Below are 16348 nucleotides of genomic sequence, written 5' to 3' on the forward strand. Positions count from 1 at the left end.
GTGTCGGGCCGCCCCACGATGAGCAGCGTGACAAGTCTCCGCGCCCCAGGCTCTGGCCCTCAGCACAAAGCCCGTTCCGCCCCCGGCAACCGCGGGACACCACCCGTTTCACCTCCTGCGGCGCCCGCGTCGAATCCGACGGCACCACGCCGTTCCCGCTGACGCCTCTAGCCTCGCGATTTCGTGAAGCGGGCTGTCCGACGGGTGGTCAGGTAAGCGAAAAGTGCCTCTGACCAGCAAGAATGAGGATTGTCGAGGTCCTTGTTCCTGCTCCAGCCGGAGGCACTTCTCAGGTGAAGAAGAGTATCGGGTCGTACCCGCGTGTCCGTATCGAGGGTGGTGGCCGGGCGGTGGTCTCGCAGGCCGGGAGTGTGCTGCTGGTCGAGACCGTTCGCAAGGCCGGTTTGGACACCGCGATATCAGCGGCGCTGACGCCGTGGCGGAAGGCTCGGGCGGTGCACGATCCGGGCAAGATCCTGTTGGACGTGGCTCTGGCGGTTGCGTTGGGTGGGGACTGCCTCGCGGATGCCGGGGTGTTGCGGGCCGAGCCGGCGGTGTTCGGGCCGGTGGCTTCCGACCCGACGGTCTCCCGCCTCATCGACACCCTCGCAGCCTCCGGGGAGAAGGCCCTGCGGGCCATCCGTGCCGCGCGGGCCGAAGCGCGCGGGCGAGTCTGGCGGTTGGCCGGCGGGGAAGCGCCTGATGCGGGCGGGACGGTGACCGTCGATCTCGACGGGGTGCTGGTGATCGCGCACTCGGACAAGGAGGACGCGGCCCCGACCTGGAAGCGGACCTACGGGCATCACCCCCTGATGGGGTTCGTCGACCACGGGCCGGGCGGCACTGGTGAACCGGTCGCGGCCCAGCTCAGGCCCGGGAACGCGGGCTCGAACACGGCGGCCGACCACATCACCGCCACCCAACTGGCGTTGGCCCAGCTACCGAAGAAGTACCGGCGCGGGCACCGGACCCTGATCCGCACCGACTCCGCGGGCGGCACCCACGACTTCGTCGCCTGGCTCGCCCGGCGAGGACGGTGGCTGTCCTACTCGGTCGGCATGACAGTCACCGAGCAGGTCCACCAGCACGTGCTGAAAGTTCCGGCATCGGCCTGGACGGCGGCCGTCGAAACGGACGGAGAGATCCGCGACGGCGCCTGGGTCGCCGAACTCACCGGCGACGTCCAGGACGGCTGGCCCAAGGGCATGCGGCTGATCGTCCGCAAGGAACGACCGCACCCCGGGGCCCAGCCGCGGCTCACCGATGCGGACGGCATGCGGCTGACGTGCTTCGCCACCAACACCTCGGACCGGCCGATCGCCGAACTCGAGCTCCGTCACCGGCTGCGGGCCCGGGCCGAGGACCGCATCAGGGCCGCCCGGGCCACCGGCCGCGCAACCTCCCCCTGCACCGCACCGCCCAGAACCGCATCTGGCTGGAGATCGTCCAGATCGCGCTCGACCTGCTGGCCTGGATGCCGATGCTCGCCCTGACCGGCAAGGCCCGCCTCTGGGAACCCCGCCGACTACGGCTCCGCCTGTTCACCACGGCCGGACAGCTCGTCACCACCGGCCGTCGGCGGATCCTCCGCCTCGCCCGGCACTGGCCCTGGACCCGTCACATCACCGCAGCCCTCGACCGGCTCGCACTCCTACCAAACCCGGGATGAGCAGCGGATCACCCACCCCTACGAGAGAACCCTCCAGCCGGAGCAGTGGAACCCGGCGTCCATCCGAGACGACACTCGGGCCCTCAACCTGCCCACTCTCAACCCACGGCACGAAAACGGTCCACCGACACCGTCGACGGACCGTCACGAAAATTCGAGGCTAGCACCGATTTCCGGCGGGGCCAAACCGGCCGGTCGCCGGATCCTCGTGGAACGTCACTCCCCCTCTACCAGCCCCACGCGCCTGCGGCCCGGCCACGGAGAAAACCCCCCTATGCGCCTCGATCAGCCCCTGGTCATCCTCCGGCAGGAGGGCACACACGTCACCGCACGCACCATCGACCCCCTCACACACCAAGCCATTGCCGACGCCTCGCGGCGGGAGCACGGGTACGGGCCCTTCACCGTTCCCCTTCGCCAGCGTGGCCTGGAGTGCACCGTCGAGTACGGCCTCAGCGACTACATCGTCCACGCCGCGCTTCCCGACGGCAGCTCGCTGATCATCTCGCCACCCCAGGAACCGGCTACCGACCACCCGCCCGGTTACCCCGAAAGCTGGTTGGTGCTCCACGGGCACGACAACTCCCCAACCCACGAAGCGATCTACGACTCGGAGCCCGGCGGCCCCGATGCCGTGTGGGGTGAAAGTATCCCGAGCCTGCTCTCCGTCATCGACGCGCGGCTGGACCGGCTAAGCATGCCTCCACGACCGGAGCCGAAACGATTCGCTCGGGAGAGCGCCGCCGACGCGGTCCTTCATCGCGCGGGTTTCGTCCCTGCCTATGTCTTCGGTGAGCATCACCGGCTGCCCAGGGCTATGACCGACCCGGCCGAGCAGCGGCTGGTGGTGACACGGGCCTTCGACATGCTGCAGGCCGAGGGCTTTGACGTCTCATGCGACCCCGCTCTGCTGGACTCCGGCCTGCCTCCCGCCCGCGCCCACGAGATGGGCCTCGGCGACCGGCTAGGACACCTGGATCAGTCCATCCAGGCGTCGGCGCATACGAGCGAGGCGGTTGCCTCGCTGAGCGAACTGACCGCCCCCGGCGACGGAGTTCTCCAGCGGGTCGTGGAGATCCTCGGCACGACAGCCGACTGGTGGGAGGGGCTCGGCGACGCGACCGATGCTCACTACGCGAACCGTCTGCGCTCCATAACCGAAAGCTCGCCGTCACCACGGCGTCACGGCGGATCAGCGCTTTCCGGCGGTGGCTACGCGGCCGGCGTAGCGTTGCGTCCAGGTGGTGTCGGTGTCGACGGTGACGACCACGTCGTAACGGCCCTCCTGGGTGGGCCACATGACGACCTTCGTCCTGCCCTGGGCCACTGTGACCTTCTGGGTACGGCCGAGGTAGTCGTGGGCGGTGAGCGTGTAGGTCACCGGCTTGGTGCCGTCGTTGTGCAGCGTGAGTTTCACCTGGGCCTCGTGCTTCACGCCCTGGCCCTTCAGCAGGTCGGCCTCCGCGCGTGGGAGGCCACCGTGCCTGCTGCCCGCGGACGCGACCTGGCCGGCGAAGGAACGCACGAAGCCGTCGTTGGAGTAGATCGAGAAGGCGTACTTGCCATCGGTGGCCTTGGTGTCCCAGGTGTAGTCGCGCGGCTTGCGCGCGGTGACGGTGTACGGCGTGTTGGAGAACGCCCGGTATTTGTCGGGGAACACCTGGAAACTGAGTGCCTTGTCTTTCGGGCCACCGGCCAGGGTCATCCTGGCGGTGACCGTCCCCGACGCGCGGTCCTCCGAGATCGTCGCGTGCGGATGGAAGCTCAGCGGGCGCGGCTTCATGTGGTCGGCGGCGATCGGCTGAGAGCGCTCCACACGAGGGTCCGGGAAGGCGGCCGGGCCCGGTTGGGGGTGGGTGAAGTCGAGGGCGCTGGTCAGATCGCCCGCGATCGAGCGCCGCCAGTCGCTGATGTTGGGGCAGCGGAACGGCTTGCCGAGGTGGGCCGCCCAGGTCTCAAGGAACTTGATCGTAGAGGTCTGGTCGAATACTTCCGAGGCGACGTGCCCACCGCGCGTCCACGGCGAGACCAGCAGCATCGGCACCCGCGCCCCGAAGCCGAGCGGGTAGTCACCGGCGTACTCACGCGCCGTGCCCGGCTCGGGCCACGGCGGGAGCACGTGGTCGAACTTCCCGTCGTTCTCGTCGTAGTTGAGAATGAAGAGGGTGTGGTTCCAGATATCGGGGTTGCTCTGGAGACTGTCGAGCACCTTCTTGATGTAGCGCTCGCCGTGCTGGGTGTCCGCGCTCGGGTGCTCGGACCAGCCGTACGGCGCCACGAGCCAGGAGACTTCCGGCAGTGGGTGCTCCGCACCCGGCTGGCAGGCGTCATGGAAGTTCTTGAGGACCGCGTCGAGGTTCTCGTCGGAGTCGTCATCCGGCGTGGTCGTGCCGGAGTAGTACGTGGCATTGCCGCGCCAGATCAGCCGACGGAGCGGGTAAGAGCCAGGACGCCTGGACGAATGGGCGCATGGGGGCCGGGCCTTGGCAGCGAGGGTCAGCTGCCCGCTTCCGGCTCGTCGGGAAGGTCTGCCGGCTTCGGGGCCGGGTCAGAGCCACCCGCGGCGCCGGGCGATGCGAACCGCGTCGAGTCGACTCCTGGCTCCAGCCTTCTGCACGGTGGACAGGAGATGGTTGCGCACGGTCCCGACGGACAGGTGCAGATGCGCGGCCGTCTCCTCGGGGCTTTCGCCCTCGGCGGCCAGGCCGAGGATCTCCGACTCCCGAGGAGTCAGCGGGTTGCGTGTCTGGGCGCTGCCCATGACGGCCACATCGGTGCCGACGATGCGCTCACCCCAGCTCAGGCGTCTGATCGTCTCGACCAGCTCATCGGCCGAGGCATCGTCGGAGATCACTCCGGCGATGTCGGCCTTCAGGGCACGCTGAATGCCCCCTGCGGACAGGGTTCCCATGACCAGAAGGATCGCGGATCCGTGAAATGCCTCGCGGGTCCGCCCGAGCTTCTCGAACTCCGCCCTGCTGCCGTCGGCGAGGCAGAGGACCAGCACATCCGGGCGGGGCTCCCCGCCCGCCGGAACGGACACCACGTCGTCCGCACCTCCCAGAACCCGGATGCCCGGCCGGGACGAAAGCATGGCGGCGATGCCACTGCGCGAGAGTGCGCCCTGCGCGATGATCAGTACGCCGATGGTGTCCGGCTCGCTGTCGACCGGCGCACAACCCTGGAACCGTTCCACGGTCATCAAGGCCGAGAAGGCCCCCTCGCCCCCCTCCTCGTCTCCGCGCAGACACAGCCGGCTTGCTTCTCTTTCCGTGATGCTCACGAAACCCCCGCCCCCTCAGTACGGAAGATCAGGCCCGTTCCCTGCCGGACCTGAGCCAGGACCTGGCACCTGCTTCACGGCCACCAACCGCTGATTGATCAACGCCCCGCCCCAGCAACATGAGTTGATGCCGCGAAGCAGGAGGCTAAGCCGCTGATCCACGTCCGTCAACTCATGTGAACGAGTCAGCCATCGACTCGCACACGAGTGTGCCGCTAGATTGAGGTGGGGACGGAGGCGTGATGTGACTGATCCAGAGGGCGTCGGTGAGCGTTCGCTCGCCGCCAAGTTGAACTACCTGTTTGAGACAGTTGTGCCGGCGGGGCGCGGTCCATACAGCACGGAAGAGGTGGCACGCGCCATCTCTTCCGGCAGCGTCTCCATTTCCGGCAGCTACATCTGGCTGCTGCGCAAGGGGCAGCGCGACAACCCCACCCTCAAGCACGTCGAGGCGCTCGCCCGGTTCTTCGGGGTACCGCCGGCCTACTTCTTCGACGATCAGGTGACCCAGGACGTCGACCGCGAACTCGCTCTGATGGTCGCGCTGCGGACCGCTGGAGTGCAGCACGTGGCGCTGCGAGCCGCAGGTCTGTCACCCAAGACCCTCCGGACCATCAAAGAGATCATCGAGCATGCCCGCGAGCTCGAAGGGCTTCCGGGAGAATCGGTCACGGGGCCCGGGGGCGAGTAGTCCGGAAGCACCCATGAGGTGACTGTTTCCGGCCATCGCGGTCGAGCGGCAGCCGACGGCGACGGCTACCATTCGGGTGCCCAAACCGCTCTACGGCCACGTGACTTTGCCATCGGGTTGGAGGACGCATGCCCCAGAACGTACAAGCCCGGGAGCTTCCTCTCCTGCCGGAAGGCCGCCGGTACTGTCCTGCGGGCGGAATCGGTCAGTGCCTGTGAAGTTATCGGTGCCTGCGCAGTTGTCCGCCGTCTCCCGCTGGTGGATCGCCCACAGGAAATTCCGGCGACTGCGCCGTACGTCCGAAGAGCTGCTGGACCGGCTGGATCTGCCCGCCGGGAGCGGGATTTCGACACTCATCGACCGGCTGAGCCATACGCGCAACCGCCCCATCCAGGTGATACCGACTACGCTGGGCGCGGGCGAGCCCTGCGGAATATGGCTGGCGACGGACAGCGTCGACATCATCGTCGTCGAGGCCGACACCACTGAGTTCCACCGGGACCACATCATCGCGCACGAGTTGGCGCACATGCTGTGCAGCCATTCCGGCTCCCAGGAGTGGGAACCGGAGGACATGAGCCTGCTGTTCCCGCACCTCGATGTCGTGCGCGTGCTCGATATTCTCGGCCGGACCGCCTATCCGACCGAAGACGAACAGGCGGCGGAGATCGTCGCCTCACTGATCCTTGAGCGCGTCACCCGCCCGCCCATGGAGTCCAGATGGGCAGTGCCCTCCAGCGATGCGGAGACCGTCGCACGGATCGACCAGTCCCTGAGGCCCCCGAAATGACCGGTGTGGACTCTGCGGGCGCGTCCAGCGGAAACCCCGACGGTCTGGAGTTGCGTTGCTCGAGGTCAAGAGCACGGTCTTTCCGCTGTGCACCGCCCTCTGCGTGCTCGTTCTGCTCTACAAGCTGCGCGACGTACGCGCCCACCGCACCGACCCGGCGCTGCTGGCACTGCTCATTGCTTTCTCCTGCAAGGCAGCGTCTTTCGCACTGTCCACGCCGTGGGTCTCGGAAGCGGTGGACAGCCGTACGGGGACTCCCAATCTGGGTGCGCTGGGCATCCATCTCTTCGGCGGCGTAGCCTCCAGCGCAGCCATCCTCATCGCGATCGCCTACTGGGTCTATCCGGCGCACGAGGCTCGCCGCAAGGCCCTCTGGAGACTGCTCAGCAGCGCGCTGTGCGCCACTGTGATGGTGGCGATGTGGTTCGTGGCCGGCTCCGGGGCCCAAGGGCGGGCCACCCACTACCTGCTGCAACAGGCACACCGGCTGCCTGTCGCCCTCTACCTGCTGGTCTATGTGACCGCTTTCGGATCCGGGATGGTCGAGATCATCCGGCTGTGCCGACGATTCGGGCGTGTGGCCGGACGCCAGTGGCTGCGACGGGGTCTGTACGCCACCGGGATCGGCGCGGGTGCCTACCTCATCTACTGCATTCATCGCGCGACGGCAGTGCTCGCCGTACAGTTCGGGCTCGATCCGCTGCGCTGGGAGCTGCTCACACCGCTGGCCAACGGCATGGGAATTCTCTTTCTCTCAGTGGGGCTCACCATGCCTTCCTGGGGGCCGACGGCCTCCGAAACGCACCGCAGAATAAGCAACTTCATCAGCTACCAGCGGCTGCAACCGCTGTGGCGCGCCCTCAGCACGGCGCACCCCCACATCGTGCTGGAGCCACAGCAGTCCGCCCCTCTTGTCCGCATGATGCCCGGCAACATCAGCTACCGCCTCTACCGTGAGGTCATCGAGATCCAGGACGGGTTGCTGGCCCTCCGCCCCTACATGGATCCGGCGATCGCCACGAGCGCCCGGAAGACCGCCTTGCTGGCAGGCCTGTCGGGGAGAGCCCTGCAGGCAGCGGTACAGGCCACGGTGCTCAGCCAGGCCTTGCGGGCCAAGAGCGCCGATCCCGGCCTCCGGGTCCCCGAGGTACCCGCACCCGGGGGACCGTCTCTGCGCAAGAGTGGCGACTACGCCACAGAGGTGACCTGGCTGCTGAGTGTGGCCAGGGCATTCTCCAGTCTTCCGCCCGCCCGAAAGACCGCCCGAAAGAGGAGTTCCTCGTGAAATACCGCACGCTCGGCACGCACGGGCCACGTGTGTCATCCGTGGGTCTTGGCTGCATGGGCATGTCGATCGCCTACGGGGCCCCGGACGACACAGAGTCCGAACGCACCCTGGACCGGGCGCTCGATCTGGGTGTCACTTTCCTTGACACGGCCGACGCCTACGGACGGGGCGCCAACGAGGAACTCCTGGGCACCTGGCTGCGACGCCGGGCGGCCGACCGGGAACGCGTCGTACTGGCGACGAAGTTCGGACTGCGTCACGACGCGGATTCGGGCCGGGTGAACGTCGTGGACACGTCGGCGGGATACGTACGAACCGCCTGTCACGCCTCGATGCGACGCCTGGGTGTTGAGTACATAGACCTCTACTGCGTGCACCGCCGCGACCCCGCGACCCCCATTGAGGAAACGGTCGCCGCCATGGCCGGGCTGGTGGCAGCGGGCGACATCCGGCACCTGGCCCTCAGCGAAGTGAACGCCGGCACGCTGCGCAGGGCCCACGCCGTCCATCCCATCAGCGCCGTCCAGTTGGAGTATTCGCTCTTCACCCGGGATGTGGTGGAGGGCGACATGCTGGACACCTGCCGGGAGTTGGGCATCGCTGTGGTGGCGTACGCACCCCTCGGCCGCGCCATGCTCACCGGGAACATCACCTCATCCGGCGAGTTGAGCAGCGACGACAATCGCAGGCGATGGCCACGGTTCGCCGAGGAGAACATCCGGCACAACCTGACACTCGTCGACGCGGTGCACCAGGTCGCGGCCCGGATCGGCTGCACTCCCGCCCAGGCGGCTCTGGCCTGGCTGCTGGCCCAGGGCGAGGACATCGTCCCCATTCCCGGCACGAAGAAGAGGCACTACCTGGAGGAGAACGCGGCGGCTGCCGACGTGGCCCTGAGTACGGAGCACATCGGCCTGCTCAGGGATGCCGTGCCGGACGGCTCGGTGGCCGGCGGTCGTTATCCGGACCAGGCGATGTCCCGGCTGGGGCACTGACCCCGGCGCGGCCCGCCCCGACGTGACGCAGCCAGGATCTCCGGCACCCGGGGCGCCACCCGTGGGTATCCCACGATTTCTCCGGTGAACCGTGTTCCGCCGGTGTACCGGACCGATCCTGTGGAGAAACAGGAGCGATCAATGGAGGGGAGCGAGCCGTATGGGGTCGGAGAGGAAGCCAGCACGCCGCGTCGCCGGCACGTGGAAGCGAACCGCCGGCCTGCTCGCGGCTGCGATGGTGCTACTGGCCCCCGGTACCGGTACGGCTGTCGCGGAGGGCGCTGGTCTCACCCGTGCCTCCGCCGTGCACGCCGCCGACGCGGCCGGTGAGCCGTCGATAGCCGTGCCGTACCGCGTGGACGGACTGTGGCGGCGCGGCATCACCGGCCAGGGTGCCACCGTCGCCGTGCTCGTCTCCTTCGGAGACCCGGGCATGGAGAAGTTCATGGCGGACTACGACGAGCAGTACGCACTCCCCCCGGCCGACATCCGGCGGGTCGAGCCCTTGGGCAAGCCGCCCTCCTGCACCGACCCCGGAGTGAACACGGAGAACTGCCTGGCCTGGGTGTCGGAGAGCCGGCTCGATGTGGCGATGGTCCACTCGCTGGCACCGGGGGCGCGCATCGTGATCGCCGCGTCGCCTGTGGACGAGACCCAGGGCGACAGCGGCATGCCCGAGATGATGCGCACCCTGGACCATCTCACGCGGCACCGTCTGGCAGATGTGGTGTCCATGAGCTTCGGTTCCGTCGAGGAGAACTTCAACAGCCCCGATTCCATGCGCCGTTACGGTCGGACACTTGCCCGTGCCCGCGCCGCCGGCATAACCCTGGTCGCCTCGTCGGGAGACCATGGAGCCAGCGGCCCACTGCGCGACGACCCCGCCCTGCACCATCCCCGGCGGGTAGTGGCCTGGCCTGCGTCGGACCCCCGGGTGACCGCCGTCGGCGGCTCACTGCTGCACGTCGACCCACAGGGTCACCGCACTTCCCCCGACACACTGTGGCCCAAGTCGGGGGCGGGCCACTCCTCCGTCTTCCCGCGGCCCCCGTGGCAGCACTCCGTGGCGGGCACCGGCTCCGTGTCCGGCCGTTCGCTTCCGGACATCACGATGCAGGGAGCGGCCGGAACATCCCAGTCGGCCCCGCTCTTCGCCGGAGTGCTCGCCCTTGCGGTACAGCTGCACCACGGACCTCTGGGAAACATCAATCCGGCTCTCTACCGACTGGGCGCCGCGGGGCCGGAAGCCGGGATCGTCGATGTCACGCAGGGCGCCAACTCCTATGCCGAGGTACCGGGGTTCACGGCGGGAGACGGCTTCGACACGGCCAGCGGCTGGGGCACGGTCGACGTGCCCCGGTTCGTCCGTGCGCTGGCCCTCGCCGTGACATGAACCGGCCAGGGGACCGCCGTCCCCACCCGCTCGGCACGGCCGGGCGGACGCGGCTGTGTCAGGACGAGCGGTGGCACTTACCCGGCGGTCACCGACCGCCGGACAGGAAACGCTGGAGCGAGAGAGAGTGCACGTGAACGAGCACGCAGGCGCTGGAGCCGGTCTTCACCTGGGCGCATCGGCGCACAACCGGCCACCGGGCGGTGGCGAGGCGACACCTGGACAGCGTCCCTGGGCAGTGCGTCTCAGCGCGGTGCGCAAGGTGCACGGCAGTGGGCGCTCCGCCGTGACGGCACTCGACGGGGTCACCACGGAGTTGCCGTACGGAACGTTCACCGCTGTGATGGGCCCCTCCGGTTCGGGCAAGAGCACATTCCTGCACTGCGCGTCCGGTCTGGAGCGCCCGGACCAGGGCACCGTCGAGATCGGTGGCCGTGAGCTGGGCCCTCTGGGCGAGCGCGAGCTGACGATGCTGCGACGGGAGCGGGTCGGCTTCGTATTCCAAGGGTTCAACCTCCTCCCCGCGCTGACAGCCGAGCAGAACATCACCCTTCCCGTGCGGTTGGCGGGCCGCCGCATCCGGCTCGACCGCCCCTGGCTGGAGCGACTGCTCGAATACACCGGGCTCACTGATCGCCGCGGGCACCGGCCGGGTGAACTCTCCGGCGGTCAGCAGCAGCGGGTGGCGATCGCCCGTGCGCTCATCACCCGCCCTGAGGTGGTCTTCGCCGACGAGCCCACCGGAGCCCTGGACACCACATCGGCCCGCAAGGTACTCGAACTGCTCCGAGGCCTCGTGGCCGACATCGGCCAAACGGTCGTGATGGTCACCCACGACCCGGTGGCCGCCTCGTACGCGGACGCCGTCCTGGTCCTGACGGACGGACGCATCACCGAGGTGCTGCACGGTGCTTCGGCCGGTGCCATCGCCGAGCGCATGGCGCGACTGGGGGCCTGAAGAAATGCTTCTCCTCTTGGCATGGTGGACCATCCGTACCCGGAAGGTCTCCTTCGCCGGGTCCTTCGTGGCCATGGTCTGCGCACAGGTGCTGATCACCGCCTGCGGGGTACTGCTGGACGCCGGAAGCAGGGCAACTCCCGTCCAGGGTGGCGCGGATGTGGTGTCCTTCGTCGTACCCTTCGGCTTCGTCTGCCTGTTCGTCATGGCATTCGCGGTAGGGGGCGCGTTCTCCCTCTCCGTCCAGCAGCGGATGCGGGAGATCGCCCTCCTGCGAGCCGTCGCCGCGACACCCGGTCAGGTCCGCAGACTCATCGGGTACGAGGCGCTGGTCGTCACCGTCGTCGCCGCCGTCCCCGGGTGCGGACTCGGCGTGCTGCTCGCCGGGGGCCTGCGCGCCTGGCTGGTCGCCCAGGACATGATCCCGGACGCCTTCCCTCTCCACTTCGGCCCGCTGAGTATCCTGACCGCCCTGCTGATCTGCTGGGTGACCGCCGAAGCCGCGGTGTGGAGCAGCGGCAGAAGGGCCTCCCGGGTGCACGCCGTACAGGCGCTGGGCGAGGCCTCCCTGCCGCGCCGCCGGGCAGGTGTGGTGCGTACCTGCTGCGGTCTCGCGGTCCTGGGCGGAGGCGTCTGGGGACTCGCGGCGATCGGAAGCTCCGGGGGGTCCGACGCGGCGAACAGCGCTGTGGCGATGGTCATGGTGCTGATGGTCGCCGTGGGGCTGCTCGCCCCCTGGATCGGGAAGCTGGCGGGCGCCGGGCTCGGCCTGCTGTGTCAGGCCCTGTTCCCCGTGGTCGGTCTCCTGGTGAGGACCAACCTCGTCGCGGGCTACCGCCGGCTGGGTGCCGCGGCCACTCCGCTCGCCCTCACCGTCGCCTTCGCTGCCGTAGCGCTGTTCGTACCGCAGATGAAGTGGCACGAGCAGCAGGAGCAGGACGGGCAGCGCATGATGGCCGATCAGGTGGTCCAGAGCAACGGCAACGGACTGCCGGCCACCGCTGCCCGAACTCTCCTCAAGACTCAGGGGGCTGGTGCCGTGCTCGGCACCACGGGCACCTATGTGACGGTTCCCGTCGGCGACGACGCGTCGCAACCGGGGCCCGGCGGTATCGCGCAAGCCGTCACCGGAGGCCCGCTGGACGAGGTCCTCGACCTGGGCGTTGTACAGGGCACGATCCACGGACTGGGGCCACGGGACGTCGCGTTGAGCAGGGACCTGGCGCACCGGGCCCATGTGCGGGCCGGTGACGAGGTGCGGCTGGCCATGGAGGACGACCGGACGGAGAAGGTCAGGGTCGCGGCCGTGTACAGCCGCTCCCGCGGCTTCGGCGAGGCCGTGATTCCCCAGGGACTGACCGCCGGGCACCTGGGCGGGCAGTTGCTCCAGGATGCTGTGTACGTGCGGGCCAAGCCCGGCCGGCGGCAACAACTCGCCCATGGTCTGGTCGAGTTGCGCCGCGAGAAGCCGTCCTGGCGGGTACTCGACCGCGACGCCTACCGGGCCGAGGCGCTGCGCCGGCAGGATGCCTCCATGATCGCCACCTATCTGCTCCTGGTGGTGGTGACGGTCTTCACTTCGATCTCGGTCGTGAACACCCTGGTGATGACGACGATGGAACGCTCGGGCGAGTTCGCCCTCCTCCGCCTCGTCGGCGCCACTCGCAGACAAGTCGCCCGCATGGTGCGCCTGGAGAACGCGGTGATCGTCCTGGCCGCGCTTCTGGTCGGAGCGCTGGTCGCCGGGGCCGTCCTCGCCGTGTTCAGTCACGCGCTGACCGGATCGGCCCGCCCGCAGCTCGCGGGCACCACCCTCGCCCTCATCCTGGGCGGCGCCGGCATCCTCGCACTCGCCACCGGTGTCTCCACCACCAGCATCGCCCTCCGGCAGCGCCCCACCAGCGCCCTGCGCGGGGCCGAGTAGGCGGCTCGGCGGCACAGACCGAAAGTCGGACGGCCGCCGGCCCGAGCGGATTCCACCGCTCGGGCCGGCGGCTTTCTGCGGCGATGAGCGCACGCCATGGGAAATCCATGGAAAGACTTCCGTCGTGTGAAATCCATGCGCACAACCATGCGGAACACACTTGTCCGGCACCCACCCTCTGACCGAAAATATTACCTGTCGGCACAACAACCCGGGAGATTCCAGGAGGAATAGTGGACAAGCGCTATGACGTCTACTGCCTAGCAGACCGCTATTTCTACGACCTGCCGGACCAGAAGGCAACCGCTGAAGATCTCGAAAAGCTCTCCTTCCCTGCGGGCTCCACCGAACTTCCCACTGGATGGCGCAAGTTCGCAAAGGAGGACTGGACCGTCTGCAACCCGCCCGCGCAGCAGCTCCCGATGCAGGGATGGAAAATCCACGTCTCGGCACACGGTGGAAATGCGGATTCGATCCTGGAAGCCGTGTACGACTACTGCCTGCCGCGCGAGATATCCTTCAAGTATCTGTCCGGTCGACATGTTCTGCGGAACAGGAACCTGAAGTACTCGGACCGCGGCTCCAGCGGAAAGTTCATCACGCTGTACCCGCTGGACGAGCGAATTCTGCGTACCACTCTGGAGGAGCTCGGCGTCGAGCTCGACGGCCAACAGGGCCCCTACATCCTCAGTGATCTGCGGTGGGGGAACGGCCCCCTGTACGTGCGTTACGGGGGCTTCATCGAGCGGCACTGCATATCGGACACGGGTGCGCTGGTCGGGGCCATCGAGGACGACCGGGGAACCCTGGTGCCGGACCGCCGCGACCCGGTCTTCCACGTGCCGGCGTGGGTCTCCGTGCCCGAGTTCCTCATGCCGCACATCGAGGCGCGCAAGGACGGCACGACGGACGACATCGCCTACACCGTCGAGCGCGCCGTGCACTTCTCCAACGGGGGCGGCCTGTACGAGGCGCGGCACCGCGAGAACGGGCGCAAGGTGATCCTCAAAGAGGCACGCCCCCACGCCGGCCTCACCATGGACTCCGCTGATGCCGTGGAACGCCTCCAGCACGAGAGGGAGATCCTGGAGCGCCTCAAGGGCATCGAGGGAGTACCCGAACTCATCGACTACTTCGAGTGGGGTGGCCACCACTTCCTCGTGCAGGAGTTCATCGAAGGGGAAACACTCAGCAAGACCTTCGCTCTGCGCTACCCGCTCAACGAGCGTGCGACCAGCGCCGCCGAAGCAGCCCGTTACACGCGATGGGCTCTCGACGTCTCCCGGCAGATCGAAGCGACCGTCGCCCAGATCCACGGACGCGGCATCGTCTTCGGAGATCTGCACCCGTTCAACATCCTGGTAGGCGAGGACGGCAGAGTCTCGCTGATCGACTACGAAGTGTCGTCGGACGCTGCGGAGGGAGCCAAGCCCAGCCTGGTGAACCCCGCGTTCGCCGCACCCGCCGACCGCGTCGGATTCGACCACGACCACTACGCCCTCGGCTGTCTCCGGCTCTCGCTGTTCATGCCGCTCACCACCTTGCTGCGGCACGACTTCGGGAAGGCACACCACTTCACGGAACAGATTCGGCAGGTGTTCTCCCTGCCCGACGGCTATCTGGAGGAAGCCGTCGAGAGAATCACCGGAACCGGCCGGAAGCCGACGTCGGCGTCCGCGCCTCCGGCGCGGACCGCACTGGACCGGATACCGCGGATCACAGCCGATCCAGCCGACTGGGCGCACCTGCGCGACGCGCTCGGCCGGGCCATCCTCCACAGCGCGACCCCGGCACGCGACGACAGGCTGTTCCCCGGTGACATCGAGCAGTTCCACACCGGAGCCCTGAACCTCGCGCACGGCGCCGCCGGAGTGCTCCTCGCACTGGCCGACGCGGGGGTCGACTACCCACAGGAGTACGGGACGTGGCTCGCCCACCGCGCCCTGGCGCCGAGACCGCAGGACCGGCTCGGCCTGTACGACGGGATGCACGGGGTGGCCCACACCCTGTTGAGGCTGGGTGACGAGGACTCCGCCCGCGAGCTCGTCGCGCTGTGCCTCAAGGAGAAGTGGGAGCTCCTCGGCACCGACCTGAAGGGCGGTCTCGCCGGCATCGGGCTCAATCTCCTGGCGTTCAGCCGGCGGACGGGCGACACGGAGTATCTGCAAGCCGCGCTGCACGCCGCCGAGCTGATCGGCGAACGGCTGGGCACGGTCGACTCCGTCGCTACGACCAGCGGCGGCGGGCGCCCCTACGCCGGGCTGATGCGCGGCTCGTCCGGCCCCGCCCTCTTCTTCCTGCGCCTGTACGAGAGCACCGGCGACACCGCGGCCCTCGCGCTGTCCCGCAAGGCCCTTGAGCAGGATCTCCGCCGTTGCGTCACCCGCGACAACGGGATGATGCAGGTGAACGAGGGGTGGCGCACCATGCCGTACCTCGCGACAGGAAGCGTCGGCATCGGTCTCGTACTTGACCAGTACCTGCGGCACGACCGCGACGACCGGCTGGTCGCGGCATCGGACGCCATCGCGGAAGCCGCCTCGTCCCAGTTCTACGTGCAGTCCGACCTGTTCAACGGGCGAGCGGGGATCATCCTGTACCTCGCCGAACGCGACAGGACGCGTCCCAGCGAGCGGAGCCGCGGCGATCTCGACCGCCAGCTCGGCCTCCTCAACCTGCACGCCCTGTCCTACGGGGACGGCCTCGCCTTCCCGGGCGAGATGCTCATGCGCCTGTCCATGGACCTGGCCACCGGCGACGCCGGCGTGCTCACCGCCCTGGCAGTGGCGCTGGGCCGCAACCACCCCGGACTGCCCCTCCTCACCGCCGCCCCTTCCGCCACGCCGGAGCGGCCCGCCGCCTTCCCGGCACGGACAGCGGGACGGCGGTAGGCGGCGCCCCCGAAGCTCCCGCCCACCCGATGGGCGGGTTCCCACCAGCCGATCAGCCGAAGGGAGGTGAATCCGATGGCACTGCTCGACCTCCAGGGACTGGAGCTGCCTGAGGGCGACGATATGGCGCCCATGAGCGGCAACAGCAAGAACTGCAGCAACTCCAGCTACATCTTCTGCAACTGAACCCACGTCGGTCACGGCCGCACCGGCCGTAACGACGAGAGATGAACCGAGAGGAGGGAAGACCAATGGCGATCCTCGACCTGCAGGGCCTCGAGCTGCCCGACACGTCCGCGCAGCCGCTGGGCAGCTCGAACAGCCTGGCTTGCTCCAGCCACAGCTGGGTGGGCTGTAACTGATCGAGTAGTCCGTCCGGGTGAGCGGCATTCCATGACCGTCACCCGGTCGTCCGGCAGCGCCTCGGGGAGACTCAGAGTCCCCCCGAGGCGCTGGCCGCGTCCAG

At 68.5% G+C, this 16348-nt stretch carries 12 protein-coding genes and 1 pseudogene; 11 read left to right on the forward strand and 2 right to left on the reverse strand.

Annotated features, from left to right (window positions below):
* Positions 1 to 293 precede the first annotated feature (293 nt).
* Positions 294 to 1669, forward strand: a pseudogene (locus OG210_RS03240) (IS1380 family transposase).
* A 1192-nt stretch (positions 1670 to 2861) separates the two neighbouring features.
* On the opposite strand, the gene OG210_RS03245 reads toward OG210_RS03240, so the two are convergent.
* The gene (locus tag OG210_RS03245) at positions 2862 to 4169 is read right to left on the reverse strand and encodes an alkaline phosphatase family protein (RefSeq protein ID WP_371540153.1); all 1308 of its coding nucleotides are present in this window, start codon (positions 4167 to 4169) and stop codon (positions 2862 to 2864) included.
* A 48-nt stretch (positions 4170 to 4217) separates the two neighbouring features.
* Positions 4218 to 4952 carry a DNA-binding response regulator gene (locus OG210_RS03250; protein WP_371534942.1) on the reverse strand — a complete coding sequence of 245 codons (735 nt, stop codon included), beginning with the start codon at positions 4950 to 4952 and terminating at the stop codon, positions 4218 to 4220.
* A 244-nt stretch (positions 4953 to 5196) separates the two neighbouring features.
* Here OG210_RS03250 and OG210_RS03255 point away from each other — a divergent pair, with 244 nt between their 5' ends.
* The 10 genes from OG210_RS03255 to OG210_RS03300 all read left to right on the forward strand — a co-directional run bounded on the left by OG210_RS03255 (position 5197) and on the right by OG210_RS03300 (position 16244).
* Positions 5197 to 5643 (forward strand): XRE family transcriptional regulator, encoded by a 447-nt coding sequence (locus OG210_RS03255; protein WP_371534943.1) that lies wholly within the window; start codon positions 5197 to 5199, stop codon positions 5641 to 5643.
* Positions 5644 to 5869: 226 nt separating this feature from the next.
* Positions 5870 to 6433 (forward strand): hypothetical protein, encoded by a 564-nt coding sequence (locus tag OG210_RS03260; protein WP_371534944.1) that lies wholly within the window; start codon positions 5870 to 5872, stop codon positions 6431 to 6433.
* A gap of 55 nt (positions 6434 to 6488) precedes the next feature.
* Complete coding sequence (locus OG210_RS03265) at positions 6489 to 7718, forward strand: MAB_1171c family putative transporter (protein WP_371534945.1); 1230 nt, start codon at positions 6489 to 6491, stop codon at positions 7716 to 7718.
* The gene (locus OG210_RS03270) at positions 7715 to 8716 is read left to right on the forward strand and encodes an aldo/keto reductase (RefSeq protein WP_371534946.1); all 1002 of its coding nucleotides are present in this window, start codon (positions 7715 to 7717) and stop codon (positions 8714 to 8716) included. Before OG210_RS03265 ends, OG210_RS03270 begins: the two co-directional genes overlap by 4 nt.
* Positions 8717 to 8876: 160 nt before the next feature.
* Positions 8877 to 10109 carry a S8 family serine peptidase gene (locus tag OG210_RS03275; RefSeq protein ID WP_371534947.1) on the forward strand — a complete coding sequence of 411 codons (1233 nt, stop codon included), beginning with the start codon at positions 8877 to 8879 and terminating at the stop codon, positions 10107 to 10109.
* 133 nt (positions 10110 to 10242) lie between these two features.
* On the forward strand, positions 10243 to 11067 hold the full coding sequence (locus OG210_RS03280; protein ID WP_371534948.1) for an ABC transporter ATP-binding protein: 825 nt from the start codon (positions 10243 to 10245) through the stop codon (positions 11065 to 11067).
* Positions 11068 to 11083: 16 nt separating this feature from the next.
* Positions 11084 to 12991, forward strand: a complete 1908-nt coding sequence (locus tag OG210_RS03285; RefSeq protein WP_371534949.1) for an FtsX-like permease family protein — start codon at positions 11084 to 11086, stop codon at positions 12989 to 12991.
* Positions 12992 to 13224: 233 nt separating this feature from the next.
* Positions 13225 to 15882 (forward strand): class III lanthionine synthetase LanKC, encoded by a 2658-nt coding sequence (gene lanKC, locus OG210_RS03290; RefSeq protein WP_371534950.1) that lies wholly within the window; start codon positions 13225 to 13227, stop codon positions 15880 to 15882.
* Between the two features lie 75 nt (positions 15883 to 15957).
* Positions 15958 to 16068, forward strand: a complete 111-nt coding sequence (locus OG210_RS03295) for a SapB/AmfS family lanthipeptide (RefSeq protein ID WP_371540155.1) — start codon at positions 15958 to 15960, stop codon at positions 16066 to 16068.
* A gap of 65 nt (positions 16069 to 16133) precedes the next feature.
* A complete protein-coding gene (locus OG210_RS03300; RefSeq protein WP_363030662.1) occupies positions 16134 to 16244 on the forward strand; it encodes a SapB/AmfS family lanthipeptide in 111 nt (36 codons plus the stop codon).
* Positions 16245 to 16348: the final 104 nt, after the last annotated feature.

The organism is Streptomyces sp. NBC_00466 (assembly GCF_041433995.1).
Classification (GTDB): Bacteria; Actinomycetota; Actinomycetes; order Streptomycetales; family Streptomycetaceae; genus Streptomyces.

Bases quoted from the DNA above. Each gene is read 5' to 3' on its own strand.
- OG210_RS03275 (WP_371534947.1), top strand. From the start codon at position 8,877: ATGGGGTCGGAGAGGAAGCCAGCACGCCGCGTCGCCGGCACGTGGAAG.
- OG210_RS03295 (WP_371540155.1), top strand. From the start codon at position 15,958: ATGGCACTGCTCGACCTCCAGGGACTGGAGCTGCCTGAGGGCGACGAT.
- OG210_RS03300 (WP_363030662.1), top strand. From the start codon at position 16,134: ATGGCGATCCTCGACCTGCAGGGCCTCGAGCTGCCCGACACGTCCGCG.